The sequence below is a fragment of the Iocasia fonsfrigidae genome, assembly GCF_017751145.1.
Classification (GTDB): domain Bacteria; phylum Bacillota; class Halanaerobiia; order Halanaerobiales; family DTU029; genus Iocasia; species Iocasia fonsfrigidae.
Map to the genome: position 1 here is coordinate 919,766 of NZ_CP046640.1, position 16,399 is coordinate 936,164.

General features: G+C 34.4%; 12 protein-coding genes and 1 tRNA gene. 12 read left to right on the forward strand and 1 reads right to left on the reverse strand.

Annotated features, from left to right (window positions below; genetic code table 11):
* Positions 1–4: 4 nt before the first annotated feature.
* Positions 5–1,477, forward strand: coding sequence for a glutamate synthase subunit beta (locus GM661_RS04450; protein WP_230868916.1), 1,473 nt, complete (start codon positions 5–7; stop codon positions 1,475–1,477).
* Positions 1,478–1,566: 89 nt separating this feature from the next.
* Here GM661_RS04450 and GM661_RS04455 read toward each other — a convergent pair.
* Positions 1,567–1,641: transfer RNA gene (locus GM661_RS04455), tRNA-Arg, on the reverse strand.
* 313 nt (positions 1,642–1,954) lie between these two features.
* Here GM661_RS04455 and GM661_RS04460 point away from each other — a divergent pair.
* The 11 genes from GM661_RS04460 (at position 1,955) to GM661_RS04510 (ending at position 16,372) form a co-directional block, all read left to right on the forward strand.
* Entirely contained in the window at positions 1,955–2,896 is a 942-nt protein-coding gene (locus GM661_RS04460) for a sugar-binding transcriptional regulator (RefSeq protein ID WP_230868917.1), read from the forward strand.
* Positions 2,897–2,915: 19 nt separating this feature from the next.
* The gene (locus GM661_RS04465; RefSeq protein WP_230868918.1) at positions 2,916–3,836 is read left to right on the forward strand and encodes a sugar ABC transporter substrate-binding protein; all 921 of its coding nucleotides are present in this window, start codon (positions 2,916–2,918) and stop codon (positions 3,834–3,836) included.
* A 104-nt stretch (positions 3,837–3,940) separates the two neighbouring features.
* Positions 3,941–5,422, forward strand: a complete 1,482-nt coding sequence (locus tag GM661_RS04470) for a sugar ABC transporter ATP-binding protein (RefSeq protein ID WP_230868919.1) — start codon at positions 3,941–3,943, stop codon at positions 5,420–5,422.
* Positions 5,423–5,425: 3 nt separating this feature from the next.
* Positions 5,426–6,358, forward strand: coding sequence for an ABC transporter permease (locus GM661_RS04475; protein WP_230868920.1), 933 nt, complete (start codon positions 5,426–5,428; stop codon positions 6,356–6,358).
* Positions 6,359–6,372: 14 nt separating this feature from the next.
* Positions 6,373–7,164, forward strand: a complete 792-nt coding sequence (locus tag GM661_RS04480; protein WP_230868921.1) for a tryptophan synthase subunit alpha — start codon at positions 6,373–6,375, stop codon at positions 7,162–7,164.
* 3 nt (positions 7,165–7,167) lie between these two features.
* Complete coding sequence (locus GM661_RS04485) at positions 7,168–8,658, forward strand: xylulokinase (RefSeq protein WP_230868922.1); 1,491 nt, start codon at positions 7,168–7,170, stop codon at positions 8,656–8,658.
* A 170-nt stretch (positions 8,659–8,828) separates the two neighbouring features.
* Positions 8,829–10,628 (forward strand): sensor histidine kinase, encoded by a 1,800-nt coding sequence (locus GM661_RS04490; RefSeq protein ID WP_230868923.1) that lies wholly within the window; start codon positions 8,829–8,831, stop codon positions 10,626–10,628.
* On the forward strand, positions 10,621–12,081 hold the full coding sequence (locus tag GM661_RS04495; RefSeq protein ID WP_230868924.1) for a response regulator transcription factor: 1,461 nt from the start codon (positions 10,621–10,623) through the stop codon (positions 12,079–12,081). Before GM661_RS04490 ends, GM661_RS04495 begins: the two co-directional genes overlap by 8 nt.
* A gap of 602 nt (positions 12,082–12,683) precedes the next feature.
* A complete protein-coding gene (locus GM661_RS04500; RefSeq protein ID WP_230868925.1) occupies positions 12,684–13,667 on the forward strand; it encodes a porin in 984 nt (327 codons plus the stop codon).
* A gap of 394 nt (positions 13,668–14,061) precedes the next feature.
* Positions 14,062–15,345, forward strand: coding sequence for an ABC transporter substrate-binding protein (locus GM661_RS04505; RefSeq protein ID WP_230868926.1), 1,284 nt, complete (start codon positions 14,062–14,064; stop codon positions 15,343–15,345).
* Between the two features lie 85 nt (positions 15,346–15,430).
* The gene (locus GM661_RS04510; RefSeq protein ID WP_230868927.1) at positions 15,431–16,372 is read left to right on the forward strand and encodes a carbohydrate ABC transporter permease; all 942 of its coding nucleotides are present in this window, start codon (positions 15,431–15,433) and stop codon (positions 16,370–16,372) included.
* Positions 16,373–16,399 lie beyond the last annotated feature (27 nt).

Here is a 16,399-nt window from a genome sequence, read left to right on the forward strand (position 1 = left end):
GAAGATGGGAAAAGCGACTGGTTTTATGGAATATACCCGTGAGATTCCTGCGGAATTGTCGCCTGCTGAAAGGGTAAAGAACTGGCAGGAGTTTAAACTTCCTTTTGCTGAGGAACTCTCCCGGAAACAGGGTGCCCGTTGTATGGAATGTGGAATTCCTTTTTGCCATACAGGCATTGAACTAAACGGTATGACTGCAGGTTGTCCGCTTAATAATCTGATCCCTGAATGGAATGACCTGATATATAGGGGGATGTGGCAGGAGGCCTTAAATAGGCTGTTGAAAACCAATAACTTCCCTGAGTTTACAGGACGGGTCTGTCCGGCACCCTGTGAGGGTTCATGTACTTTAGGGATGAATCAACCAGCAGTTACGATTAAAACAAACGAATATCAGATTATAGAAAAGGCCTTTCAAGAGGGATGGATTAAGGCAGAACCCCCGACAGAGCGTAGTGGGAAAAAAGTGGCTGTTGTTGGTTCAGGTCCTGCCGGGCTGGCCTGTGCTGATCAACTTAACAAAGCAGGTCATCTGGTTACTGTCTATGAGAGGGCTGATAGAATTGGTGGTTTGTTGATGTATGGTATTCCTAATATGAAGTTAGATAAAGAAAAGGTAGTTCAGCGGCGGGTAAATATGATGATCGAAGAGGGAGTAGAATTTATTACTAATATTGAGGTAGGACGGGATATTTTCGCTGATAAATTACAGCAGGATTATGATGCACTTGTCCTATGTGGTGGGTCTACTAAAGCGCGTGACCTGAAAGTGCCTGGCAGGGATCTTCCTGGTGTGTATTTTGCCCTAGAGTTTTTGTCAGCTAATACCAGTAGTCTACTTGATTCACAGCATAAAGATGGTAATTATATCTCTGCTGAGGGTAAAGATGTTATCGTAATAGGTGGTGGTGATACAGGAACTGATTGTGTTGCAACTTCAATACGGCAGGGATGTAATAGTGTGGTTCAGTTTGAAATCATGCCTCAGCCCCCCAGGGAAAGGCAGGCAGATAATCCCTGGCCTGAATGGCCTAAAACATTAAAACTAGATTATGGTCAGAAAGAAGCCCTTGAGCTTCACGGCAGGGACCCCCGTGAATACCTGATCATGACTAAGAGATTTCTTGCTGACCAAAAAGGTAAATTAACTGGGGTTGAGACAGTTAAGATTAAATGGGAGAAAGACAAAGATGGAAGGTTTAACCCTGTAGAAATTCCTGGGACAAAGAAAACCTGGCCGGTTCAATTAGTCTTACTGGCAATGGGTTTTTCTGGTCCTGAAGAAACACTGCTTGAAGAACTAGGTCTGGAACAGGATGAAAGGTCAAATGTTAAAGCAGGATATGGTGATTTTGCAACTAATGTTACAGGGGTATTTGCAGCTGGAGATATGCGTCGGGGACAGAGCCTGGTTGTCTGGGCTATCAAGGAAGGCCGTGAAGCAGCTGAAGAGGTGGATAAGTATTTAAATGCTTAGTAAAAAATGATTATAAACAATAAAAGTGTAGTTGAATAGTAATTATATAAAAAAGGGCTGTCTCATTTGAGACAGCCCTTTTTTATAAATGGTACCCCTGGTAGGAATCGAACCTACGCTACTAGTTCCGGAGACTAGTGCTCTATCCACTGAGCTACAGGGGCCTAAAGAACACTGCTTATTTATTGTAACAAAATAAGCAGGGGGTGTCAATAATAGTTAGTGTTTATTATCTTAGTTTATTTAAAAAAGATAGTATTTACTGGCTCTAAATGATGTAATTGAAGCAGCCCGGAGTTTCAGTGTAGTAGCTGAAGAATTCTGTACTGCAATAAATAAAATTGATTTTTGTATTTCAACAAATTTTATAGTGAGTCAACAATATCTGACAATTTATATTGACATCAGAATCTTCTTATTATATAATTAAAATGAACAAAATTTCAAATAATGAACAAATGTAATTGAGGTGATTTGGTGCTTGAAAAGGAACTGGAGTTAATGACCAAAGTAAGTTTACTCTATTATAAACAGGAATTTAGTCAACGGGAAATAGCCAAAAAATTGGATATTTCTAGACCTAAGGTTAGTAGACTGCTGAATAAAGCTAAAGAAGAGGGGATAGTAAAAATTGAAATAGTTAGTCCGGTAAAAGATACCTCAAATTTGGAAAGTGAAATTGAATTAAGATACAATCTAAAAGAGGTACTATTTATAGATAAAACAGATAATCAGCCAGATGAGCTAATTAAGATTAAAATAGCTAATAAGTGTAGTGAATATTTAGAAAGAATTACAGAGGGAAAGGAATATCTTGGCTTAGCTGCTGGTACTACATTATATAAGTTTGCTGAAGAGGGTAATTTCAGTAATCGAAAGGATTATAGATATATTCCCTTAATTGGCTCACTTTCAGATATAGGGGAAAGCTATAATAGTAATGAAATCTGCAGTATTTTAAGTAAACGGGTGGGGGGGACTAACTATTTATTGAGTGCTCCTGCTCTTGTGAAAAGCCAGGAAATAGCAAATTCTTTCAGGGATGAAACAAGAATTAAAAGGATATTTAACCTCTACAAGAAGATAGATGTTGCGATTCTGGGTATTGGTGTTGCAAGTAAAAACCATCCTTTGTATAAAGGTCATTTAACACCCAGGGAAGAAAAAGAATTAGAAGCTCATCCATTATGTGGTAGTTTGGGTATAATTACTTATGATCAAAATGGAGAGATAATAGAGACAGCATTTTTAAAAAGATCTCTTGGTATCGATTTCAAAGAATTATTGAATATTCCTATAAGAATAGGACTGGCTTTCGGTGTAAAGAAAAGAGAGGCTATATTTGCTGCAATTAAAGGTGAATTTGTTAATGTATTAATTACTGACTTAAATACTGGTCAGTGGTTGAATAAAATATAAAAATAGGGGGAGTAAAGAGATGAAAAAAATTATTATTTTACTTATGGCTGTTTGTTTAGTAGTAGTTTTTTCTTTGTCATTGCTGGCGGTTGGAAAAGATATTGCGGTTTTAACACCATATCTGTCATCTGTTACAACTAATACGATGATTGAATCTTTTAGAGAAGAAGCTGAAAAAGAGGGATGGGAAATTACTGTCTATGATACTAAAGGTGACTTTAATGAGTTAGCCAACCGTTATGAAGATATTATAGCACAGGGTGTTGATGCAATAGTAATGGGCATGGGCGACCCCAATCAATTAAAAAAACAGATAAAAATGGCCAATGAGGCTGGTATTCCAGTATTTGGTGGAGATGCTGGTTATATAGATGGTATCCAATGTAATGTAACCTCAAATAATTATATACTGGCTGCTCAAAACACATCATATCTTTTAGATAAAATTAATGGTGGTAAGGTTGTAAAATTTTATCACTCGGCCCATCCTGGTGTCTTTAAAAGGGAGGTTGTTTTTGATGCTATAGTAGACTCAAGGGATGATATTGAGGTTGTGGCTGAACATTTTGTTCAGGTTCCTGGCCCGATTGAAGATGCCCGTCAGGCTATGCAGTCAATACTATTGGCTAACCCGGATATTGATGCGGTCTGGGCTGCCTGGGATGAGCCGGCTATCGGGGCTTCTCTAGCAATACAGCAGGCTGGTCTTGAAGCTGACATCATAGTCTTTGGTATTGACGGTAATTCACAGGCACTGGAAATGATCAAGAAAGGTTCCCCAATTAAGGCTACTGTTAAACAGGACTTTGCCGCTATGGGTACAATTCTTGTCGAACAGATAAAGAGGGTATTTGCTGGGAAGGAAGTTTCGGATAAGATAATCTATGCACCGAGTATTCTTGTTACAGAAAGTAATGTAGAGCAATTTATAACAGATTAATGATCATAGATAAATATAATTCTGCAGTGTAATTAATATAACTGCAGAATTATATTTCTTTTAAAAAGGTGGTGAGTTAATAAGTGTGTAGTAGACTACTTGAAATGAAAAAAATTAATAAATCTTTCCCTGGAGTAAAGGCCCTGGAAAATGTAGATTTAAGCCTTGAAAGTGGGCAAATCAGGGCATTGGTAGGAGAAAATGGGGCTGGAAAATCTACCCTCATTAAAATTTTGGCAGGTATCTATCAAGCAGATAGTGGTGAAATATATCTAGAAGGTAGCAGAGTATCTATTAAGGAACCGGAACAGGCTAAAGAATTAGGCTTGGCCTTCATCCATCAGGATGTTAATTTAATACCTTATTTTAATGTCATTGAAAATATCTGGCTTGGTTATAAATACCCTAAAAAATGCATCTTTTTTTCCAAAAATAAAATGGAAGAAAAAGTGAAAGGGCTAGCAGATAATTTAAATTTTGAACTTGATCTATATTCACCTGTTAAAAGATTATCAACGGCAGATAAATGGTTAGTTGCTATCCTTAAAGCATTTATGATGAAGGCCAGAATACTTGTTCTTGATGAACCCACTGCAGCCCTTACAGATAAGGAAATTAAAGAGCTTTTTATTAATCTAAAAAAAATTAAAGATAGAGGGATGGGGATTATCTATATATCCCATAGATTGGAAGAAATATTTGAAATAGCTGATTCGATTACAGTATTAAAAAATGGAGTCAACGCAGCTGATAGATTGATTGATGAGATAGATAAGGATGGTTTGATTTCTTTGATGACCGGGAAAGAATCTTTGACCAGGTTTCCAGAAAAAGAAGCTATTGAAGAGAGAAAGGGTCTAGAAATACTTAAAATTAAAAATCTTAATGGTGATGGATTTAATGATATAAACTTTAGTTTATATCAAGGGGAAGTGCTTGGTTTTTTTGGTTTGGTAGGGGCAGGTAGAACCGAATTAATGGAAGCAATATGTGGTCTTAATTATATAAATGATGGTGAAATAATATTAGAAAATAATTTGCTGGAAGCTAAAAACCCTTATGAAGTAATAAATAAGGGTATTGTCTTGATACCTGAAGATAGAAGGGAAGAAGGACTGGTTTTAAATATGAGTGTTTTAGAGAATTTTTCGCTGCCAAATCTGCCTTTGATGCTTAAATCAAAGATACTAAAAAACATTGATAAGGCCAGAGAAAAGGACATTGCTCAAAAATATGTTAATGAACTACAGGTAAAGACACCATCTTTAGGACAAAGAATAAAGTTTTTAAGTGGTGGAAATCAACAGAAAGTAGTAATAGGTAAATGGTTAATAAGAGATAATTCTGTTATTATTTTTGATGAACCAACTGTAGGAATTGATGTAGGTGCCAGGACTGAGGTATATAATCTTATAAATAATCTTACTAAAGAAAGTGGGATAATTGTAGTTTCCTCTGACCTACCAGAAATAGTGGGGATTTGTGACCGGGTTGCGGTTATGGCTAATGGTCAAATTACTGGTATTTTAGCAGGTGAAGATATTAGTGAAGCGAAAATATTAAATCTTAGTTATCAGGGGGTTTAGGATATGAAGAGTATTTTGAAAAGGTATGGCACACTAATTGGCCTGATTCTTATCTTCATTGTATTTACAATCTTAAGGCCTAGTGTATTTCCTACTTTACGAAATTTAGTAAATATATTAGAACAGATTTCTCTGCTTTCTATAATTGCTATGGGTGCTACTGTCATTATGGTAATTGGTGAATTTGATTTATCTTTAGCAAATATAAGCAGTTTTGCAGGTATAATTTCGGCAGGTTTACTGGTAGCTGGTTTACCAATATATCTGGTAATACCGGTAGTGCTTATTTTAGGTTTTGTATTTGGTCTAGTAAATGGTCTCTTGGTATCAAAACTTAATATATTATCCTTTATTACTACCCTGTCAACGGGGACTTTTCTCGCTGGGATTACTTTCTGGTATTCAGGAGGGACGATTATTTTTTCAGGAATACCAGATGATTTTCTAATATGGGGTCAGGGAGAGTTATTTGGATTACCTATACCAGCAATTATTATGATCGTGATATTTATTATTTTCTGGTATATTTTTAATCAGACGATGTTAGGGAGGAATTTATATGCAATAGGGGGTAATGAAAAAGCGGCTAAGTATTCAGGTATTAAAATAGAGAGAGATAAGACAATTGCCTTTGGATTGGCTGGACTACTGGCTGCTATGACAGGGATTATCTTGACTTCAAAACTAGGTTCAGCACATCCGACAGCTGGTGGTGGATATCTATTAAAATCCTATGCAACTGTTTTTCTGGGTATGACACTCTTTAAGGAAGGGGAGCCCAATATCCCAGGTACTCTGGTAGGGGTTTTAATAATGGGGGTACTGGCCAATGGATTAACAATTTTGAGTGTACCCAACTATTTTCAGGATATGTTGACAGGGGCTATTATAGTTTCAGCTTTAGTATTTCAGGGAATGAAGGTGCAGAACAGATAAGGGGTTGACGTAATATGTTGCAAACTAATATTTTAAAAAATAGTCTTATCAAAAAGAAAGAAGATAATAAGCCAGTGATGATTGCTTATTTACCTGCAGCTTATCCCGATATTGAGACCTCTAAAAAATGGATAGAGATTTTGTTTGATAATGGTATTGATGCAGTTGAACTGGGTTATCCGTCAAAATCTACTGATATGGACGGTAAAACTATTAGTGATGCCCATCAGGAAGTAAAAAATGATGGTTTCAAAGAAAGTGATTATGAAATGATTGCTAGATATGTTTCCAGGAATAGTTCTGGCAGACTGATTGCTATGGGTTACTGGAAGGAATTAAGGGAAAAGTTCTATAGCAAATTTGAGAATTCCTGGTTGAGAAGTGGTATTAAGTATTTACTTTTGCCTGATTTAAATCTAAGTAATAAAACAGAAGTAAAATATATACAGGATTGTGGGTATAAATTGATTCCGTTTATAAGCCGCTTGGATTTTAATTTGAATTATAGCTTATTTAAAAATGCTCCATTTATCTACTGCCCTGCATATAAAGGTAAGACTGGTAATAGTGGTAAGATAGACAAACTTCATTTGACTAAATTAAAAGAAAAATTAAGGGAGACTGTTTTAAAGGACCTGCCGTTACTGGTGGGTTTTGGAATAAGTACTGGGGAAGATGCATTCCGTGTACGCAGTCTTGGTTATGATGGAATAATTATAGGTACTGCAATGCTAAAGGCGTTTCAAAAGAGTGAGAATAGGGCTTTAACTTTAATAAAGGAGTTAAAAGCAGGTCTGGAGGGATAGATTATGACTGAAAAATATATACTTACTTATGATATGGGAACTACCATGATTAAATTAGTACTCTTTGACCAGGAAGGAAACATTGTATATGATGACAGTTTTAATCTTGATAACTATAATATAGATGGGCATCAGGTTCAGCAGGCTGAAAATTGGTGGGATGGTATTACTACATTGACCCATAGACTAGCTGATTCTGGTATTGATTTAAATAGTATTTCAGCTATAGTTTCTACTGGTCAGATGGAAGACTGTCTGCTCCTTGATTCAAAAGGAGATATTTTAACAGAGGTATTATTATATTCTGATGGTAGGGCCACTGAAGAGCAAAAATATATTATTGATAGAATAGGTGAAGAGGATTTATACTATATATTAGCTAATAATTTTGATTCTTTAATGTCAGTTAATAAGTATCTCTGGCTTAAGAAACATAGGAAAGAGGTCTTTAAAGAACATGCCTATCTTATATTAGGAGCAAAGGATTATTTAAATTTTAAACTAACAGGATATAATGTAACTGATTATACTAATGCTTCTACAACTGGATTTATGGATTTGAAAAAACGAAAATGGAGTTCCAGAATAATAGATGAATTAGAGATTGATATCAGTAAGCTGCCACAGATAAATAAATCAACCTCTATTATAGGTGAAGTAAAGAAAGAGGCTGCTGAAGAATTAAAAATCCCGTCAGGGATACCGGTTATAAATGGTTCTGGTGATGTAGGTGCTTCAACATTAGGTGCAGGGGCATGGAGAGAAGGGGATATTTACTGCTATCTCGGTACAACAGGTTGGCTGGCCGCCCCTCTAGAGAGACTGACTGATAATCCCAATGTTTTTACCTTAAGTAATATTGATGGTGAGGGTTATATCTTAGCTGGTGCAATTCTGAATGCTGGTAAACCTTATGACTGGTATCTGGCTAATTTTTTAAATAAACATATAGATAAGGGCCTTAAAGAAGAAGATTACTTAAATAATGAGGAGAAAATAAAAGACCTTAATGCAGCTGAGAAAGGGGTTTTCTTTTTACCATTTATTAACGGGGAAAGGAGCCCGATAAAAGTAAAGGAGAACAATGGTGTATTTCTGGGCCTTGGACCTGAGACAGATAAGTACCTATTATTAAGGGCTGTTCTGGAAGGTGTTTCTTTTTCATTAAAGCATAATCTAAATGAACTCAAGGGTTTAGGTGCTTCTATAAGAAAGCTGAACTTAATTGGTGGGGGTGGTAAGAGTAAGGTGTGGCCCCAGATTTTAGTCAATGTTTTAAATCTGGAGGTTAATGTATTAGACCTGGGGATAGGTGCCCCATCAATGGGAACAGCATTAATGGCCTATAAGGCACTGGGATTACTCAATAATTATAGTGAATTTATTGAACAGTTTAGTGTTAAAAAGAAATTCAAACCTAAAAAAGAAGATGCAGCCATTTATTCACAGTCTTTTAAATACTATTTAGCTTATATTGATAAATTATATAATTAATGAAATTTCAAAGATGCGCAAGTGATAAACTACCCACCTTATTGTAAAAAGGTGGGTAGTTTATTTAACTTGTGAAATAATTTAGTATATAATATATATTGTATGAAAGTGGAAAATAATTATAAGTAAGTGGATTGAGGATAGCTGGTAAAGCAGGGTGGTGTAGTATTATGTTTGAGAGATTTAAAAAGATACATAGAAAATACAAATTAAGGTATAAGATGATCTTTGTTAACTTACTGATATCTATTTTGCCGATCATATTAATTGCCCTGATATTTTACAATATATTTTTAAATAATATTGAAAAGTATGTTTCCAGTTCTGTTGATTTATATTTTAACCAGGTTAACCATAGGTTAGAGGAATATTTAGATACAGTAAATATAATTGCTGATTCTGTTTTCTTTGATAAGAAATTGCAGGAGCTAATAACCAGCAAAGATAAGAACTACTGGGATAAATATAATGAAATAGACCTTTTATTTCAATCTTTTTTAAAATTTTATGAATCTGTTGAGGATATCTATATAATTGATAATAATCATGATATCTATCATTCTAAATCCATAGTTTTCAGAGATGAGTTTAAGAATTTTATTATTAATATTGATTCAGCTAAAATAAATGATGGTAGGCTTTATTTTGCTGATCCGGTTAAGACCAAGGGTGGTGATTCATATTTCATTGCCTATCGAGTAATCAAATCTATGTTTTTTAAAAATTTCATGGCGAATATAGCAAGAGGAGCAGTTATCTTAGATGCTAAGAAGATAGAAAATATTATTGAGGAAAATAATCTCCCTGAGGGTTCTCATGTCTTTATTCAAAATAATGCTGGAGAAGTAATTACAGTTACCAGGGATGAGACAGTGGATATTTATCGCAGTTCACAGGCTGATCTTAATTCAAATAAGAAATATATTAATGTAAATGGTGTAAGTTATATGCAGAGAACAAGTGAGCTTAATAAGGTAGGCTGGACTATCAAGGCACTGATCAATAGGGATAGGCTGATTGAAGAGGGGCGGGTTGTACAATATACCATAATTCTAATAGCCTTAATAGTCTTTATTTTTGTGGTGATAACTACTCTTATTTTTAATTATCGTCTAACATTTCCCTTAAAGAAAATGGCTGATGCCTTTGACCGGGTAGCGATAGGTGATTTTAATTATCAGCTTAAGTTTAAGTATAAAAATGAAATTACTAATATAGAAGATAACTTTAATAACATGATCAGAGAGCTGGAGGGTTTGACCAAGAATCTTTTAGAAACACAGGAAAAGGCTCACCTGATAGAGCTGGAAAAAAAACAATTTCAATTAGATAGCTTACAGGCCCAGATAAATGCCCATTTTCTGTATAATACCTTAAATACGATCAGGGTGATGGCCCTTACTGGTGCTAAAAAAGAAATGGATAGAATGATCAGTAATCTGGTAGATTATCTGCGCTATATAAGTAAAGTACATGAATTTGTAAGCCTGGAAGAGGAACTTGCACAGCTTAATAAATATAAAAATATTGAAAACCTACGTTTTGCCAATAAGTTTAAATTGAAATATAAGATTGAATCAGGTCTAGAGAAACTTAAAATTCTGAAACTTACTGTTCAGCCTGTTCTGGAGAACTCTATTTTTCACGGTTTGAGACAGATACCAGGAAATGGTGTTATTCAGATATCGGCTTTTCAAAAAGGAAATAAGGTTTTAATCAGAATTATGGATAATGGTACAGGAATAAAAAAAAGGGAGTTAAAGGAAATCAAACAGAGTATACAAAAACCGGAGATTATAACTGATAATAGTAAGGGGAGTGATATAGGGATCGGATTGGCCAATATCCATAAAAGAATTCAGTTATATTATGGCAAGGATTTTGGACTGGAAGTAAAGAGCTGGGAAAATATTGGAACGGTGGTTACAATTTCTTATCCATATAGAAAGGGGAAAAAGGAAGATGTATAAGGCTTTATTAATTGATGATGAACCCTGGATCTTAAAAGACCTTGAACTCCTGGTAGATTGGAATAAACTAGGGTTTGAAGTGATTACAAAAATAAGTAATAGTAAGGAGGCTGTTCAGGTAATAAAAAAACAGCTGCCGGACTTGATTGTTTGTGATATAAAAATGCCGGGATTAAATGGGATTGAATTGATGAAGCTGGTTAAAAGGGATTTCCCCGGTATTTATGTTGTTTTTGTAAGTGCCTACAGTGAATTTACTTATGCTAAAGAAGCAATCGAATTAGGGGCCTTTGATTATATCTTAAAACCGACAAAGGATAAGGAGTTAAGAACTGTCCTCAAGAGGGTATCTTCACACCTGGGTAAAGATAATGAGGAAAAGAAGAAATTAGAGAAATATAGGAAGACAGAGTTATTTCTAGAGCTGTTAGAAAACAATCTGGAAGAGCAGATAATTATAAAGAAATTAAATAATATAGGGTATAATATAGCTTATGATAGGTTTTGTGTTGTAATAGTAAATTGTCTTGCTAATAATTTAACTAATGAATACTGGCAGAGTCAGTTAAAGGATTGTTTTTCTTCATATAAATTATTATTTATTCAATTTGGTGAGAAGAAATGGTTGATATTATGTAATTTTAGCTCAGCTGTTTTAATAGATAGTAGGTGTTTTAATGAAGTTGGTTTGGTTGCAGATAAATTTAAGCTGTCAGTAGGTGTTAGTGACAGTTTTGATAATCTAGTTGATTTAAAACATTACTATAAAGAGGCAGAACTGATTGCGTATAATTATTTTATTTATAAAAAGGGCGGTATATATAAATATTCATTATATAATAATAATTATATAGAGCTGTCAACAAAAATTAAGGGCCTGACTTCTTGTAGCGATTTAAAAAGATTTGTTGGTAAATTACCTGAATTATTACCTGAGGAAAGGATTAATCTGGAGGAAATCGCTTATTTATATAACTGTTTGCAGGAAAAAGCCAATGCCCTGTGTAATCTTAGGTTTGAAATAGAACTGTTGGCTCCATTAGATATAATATATTCGTTTAATAATCTACAGGAACTATTCGAACAGTTATTAAGTTCTTTAAATGAATATAAGGGTAGTGATAAATCCAGGGTATCACATGATATTGTCGAAAAGATTATCAAAGAAATAAAGCAAAAATATAATCAAAACATAAGTTTACAGGATTTAGCTGTAAAACATCATCTTAATTATAATTATTTAAGCCAATTATTTAAAAAAGAAACAGGACAAACATTCACCAATTATTTAATTGAACTCCGTATAAAAAAGGCAATTAAATTGTTTTCAAAAGACCTATTATTTTACCAGATAGCCAGAAAAGTGGGTTATGATGATTATTATCATTTTTGTAAAATATTCAAAAAACATAAGGGTCTAAGTCCAAGTGAATTTAAAAAGAAATATATCTAAAATACACTATAAAACCACTCTTAACTTAAAGAGTGGTTTTATAGTACCCTAATAGCTTCTAATATAAACACAAATATTACTAAGAAAAGTACATTTTAACTATCTAAGTAATTATATATAATTTATGTAAAATAGTAAGTAAAAATTTTCGTGGGCACTGGAGACTATATTCAAATGGTAATATTGTAATTAAAAAAGGAGAGATAGGTTTTTGTTTGACAAATAATTACATAGTGAAAAAAAGCGACAAAATAATTACCTGTATTTAAGACTGTATTATAGTTAATATGTCCCAAAGATAGAGCAAAGAGGAGATTTAAAATAGCAACTTTTTTGCATTATGTAATTAAGAATATGTTTGACAGTAAACATAATAATTACAACTGAAAGGGGTGATTTTTAGAAAGATAAGAAGAGGAGGGTTAAGGCAAAACCTTAAAGGGGGGGGATAATAGTATTGTAGAGGGAATGGTAATTAAGTAAAACCAAATAGTCAGATTTTTATGCTAATTAAAACAAACAAGCCTAATTTTAAAATCTGAGAAGTATTATTAGTATTTTAGACTCAATTAACTAAGTTCTAAAAGGGAGGAAATATCTAAATGAAAAAGATCTTTGTTTTGTTAATTAGTACATTACTGGTTTTTTCCATAACACTAGTCTCGATGGGGGCACCTACTATTAAAGGGGATTTTAGGTATGATATGTATGATGATGAAAGTCAAGATGAAAGTAAAGGTAAAGATCAGTCCTATGCGACAGCTGATTTAAGGATTAGTGTTCAAGATAAGCTTAGTGATTCACTTACTGCCTTTGCCAAATTCAGGGCGCGGCATCAAAAAAATGATGATGATACAGATTTTGATATAAACGAATATTATGTAAACTATAAAGAATCCTGGGGTTCTGTAAAAGCCGGTTACTATGAATATAAATTTACCCCAAGCCGTGTTTTATTGAAATCTGGGTATTACCATGTCTGGCCGAAGGTTGACGTAATGGCTGCCACTACCTTTAATACACCGGTAAATGGTCTGGCCTTTGATCTAATGTTCCAACCCTATGCCCAAGAAGAGATGGATGATGGTGCTTATGGGTTATCTACTAGTTATAATGCTGATAAATGGGGAATTAAACTGACCTATGCTGATTTGAAAAAAGCAGATGAAGCAGTTGCTGAGTATAATAAGATATATAATAAGGGTAGTGCTGATGATGCCGATGTTTTTGCCTTTGATATTTATTATACACCGATTAAAGGGATGAAGTTCTTTGTTGATGCAGTTGATTATAGTAGTAATGATGAATCAAATGCTGCTATCGCTGATTCTGTTTTTGATGATAATGGTATTGATGGTTTAGATCCAGTTCTTGGGTTTCAATGGAAGGCGATTGGTGGTTCTAAATTAGATTTTAGTCTAGAGCGTGCCCTTAACCCGCGTTTTGAAGACACTGACAAAGAGTATGATGGGTCTGCTATTGGGGCTAAGTATCATCTTAGTAAACAAACTAGCATAGAGTTTGAACACTATGTTATTGGTGATGACCAAACCAAGAATATGCTCCGTCTGCGGTATAAGTTTTAAGGATTAAGTTAGCAGTTAAGTGGGCGGAATTCCCTTCCGCTGCTTAACTGTTAATTGAGGATATTGGTACTAAAAACTCTTTTTATTTGATTTTGTATTGTTTTACTTTCTAATATAAGCACAAAGATTAATAAGGAAAGTACATTTTAATATAACAAACCATAAAATATAATAATCTTATGAACATTATGTTAATTGTTTTTGATAATTTATAAAACAAAGAATATTATTGTAGTAACGTAGTAATTATATTTTTCACTAGATAATTACTTAATGAAAAATACATTTCTTTTTTTAAATATCTTAAGTATTAGAAATTTGAAAAGAGGTGATATTATATTAACTAAAAAGCTATATTTATTTTAGAAAGAAAAAAATACTAAGGGGGAGAAAAATGACAAAAAAGATTTTAGTTAGTTGTTTGGTGTTATTATTAGTTCTTTCATGTACCATTGGTGTTGCTGCTGAGAAGGTTACTTTAAGATTTTCATGGTGGGGTTCACAGGATAGACATGATCGGACAATGAAAGTTATAGAGTTGTTTGAAGAAAAATATCCTGATATAGATATTCAACCTGAATTTACTGGTTGGAGTGGTTATTGGGATAGAATTAATACCCAGATGGCTGGAGGAAATCTGCCAGATATAGTACAGCATGTCCGTAAATATATTAGTGGCTATGTTAAGAATGAAAATTTATTAAATTTAACTCCTTATTTAAAAGATGGTACATTAGATACCAGTAATATTCCGGATTCTCTTGTTGCTATGGGCAATATTAATGGCAGGCAATATGGGGTGGCTACTGGAGTAAATGCACCAGCAGTTTATTATGATAAGGGATTATTTAAGAAGGCAGGGATTTCTTATCCAAGTCCAGATCGGACCTGGCAGGATGAGGTAGCTTTAATTAAAAAGCTACATGATAAATTGGGTATTTTAGGTTCTGCTAATCTAACATCACAGACAGATGTTGGTGGTTTTACTGTCTGGGTAAGGCAACATGGTGGTGCTTTATATAATGAAGATGGAACTGCCTTGGGTTATGATGATGACCAGATATATATTGACTTTATGGAAATGACTTTAGATGTCCTTGATTCAGGTGCTGTCTGGTCAGCCCCAGAACGGGCTGAAAATGCTGATACAGGGGTTGAACAGGATCCCATTACCAGACAGGAAGCAGCTATGGCGACAATATATTGGAGTAATCAGCTTGGTGCTTTAGTTAACTCCTCAGGTAAAATGTTAGGAATTACTACTATGCCTAAACTTGATAATCAGCTAGCAGAGGGGCGATTCTTGAAACCTGCTATGCTCCTTACTGTTAGTGCTAATACTGAACACCCTAAAGAAGCCATTACCTTCCTTAATTTCTGGTTACATGACATTGAGGCTGGTAAGATACTGGGTACTGATAGGGGTGTACCTACTGAAAGCAAGGTAAAGGCAGTACTAAAAGAAGATGCAAGTGAAATAGATCAGGCTGTCTTTGATTATATTGATTTAGCTGCTGCTAATGCTGGAGAAGCTCTGGCAGCTCAACCACCTGCCTATCAGGAAGTAGTTGCAGCATATGAAGATGTTTACTGGAAAGTAATCTATAAGCAAATTACTCCTGAGGAGGGAGCCAAAGAATTTAGGGAAAAAGCCAACAGCATTTTGGCTAATCAATAAACAGGTAAAATATAATAATGGGTATAGGTTAGTGAAGATTATTTTGCTGGCTTATACCCCTATTTCAAAAGGGGAGGGATAAGACTTGAATAATAGATTTGAAGCACTAAAAGATGTGTCACGGATAGATCACAGGATTGGAATTAAGAAGATCATAAAAATGAATCTGGAGGGATATGCTTTTATTCTCCCGTGGTTGATAGGTTTCTTAGCTTTCATGTTATATCCTTTATTAATGTCTTTATATTATTCATTTACGAAGTATAGTATTGTGGGCAATCCAGAATGGATCGGTTTACAGAATTATCTAACTATATTTTTGACAGATGAAAAATTTTGGATGTCCTTAAAGGTTACCTTTTTTTATGTAGTTTTTGCAGTTCCATTAAGATTGGCTGCTGCCCTGGCTCTGGCGATGTTATTTAAAAAGGCCAGACCATTAACTAATTTTTATAGGGCAGCTTATTATGTCCCTTCAATCTTAGGTGGAAGTGTGGCTATTTCAGTGGTTTGGCGTCAATTATTTGGTTCTAAGGGGGCTTTTAATGATATTTTACTATCATTAGGTCTTATTAATCAGCGCATCTCCTGGATTGGGACCCCTGATACAGCTATCTGGACTTTGATACTATTAGCGGCATGGCAGTTTGGTTCTCCCATGATTGTCTTTTTAGCTGGTCTGAAACAAATTCCGAAGAGTCTCTATGAAGCTGCTAAAATAGACGGTGCCAGCAAGTGGCAGCAATTTACACGGATAACAATACCGTTGTTAACTCCGGTTATTTTCTTTAATTTACTGATGCAGATGGTCAGGTTATTTTTGATGTTTACCCAGGCCTTTATTATTACTGATGGTGGTCCTTTAGACAGAACCTTGGTTTATGCACTATATTTGTATAGAAAGGGTATTAGTTTTGGACATTTGGGATATGGATCAGCTCTGGCCTGGATTATATTGGTAATACTAACTGTAGCTACAATTATTATCTTTAAAACATCAAATAAATGGGTCTATTATGAATCCTAATAAATGTTGTTTAAAGGGGGGAAAATA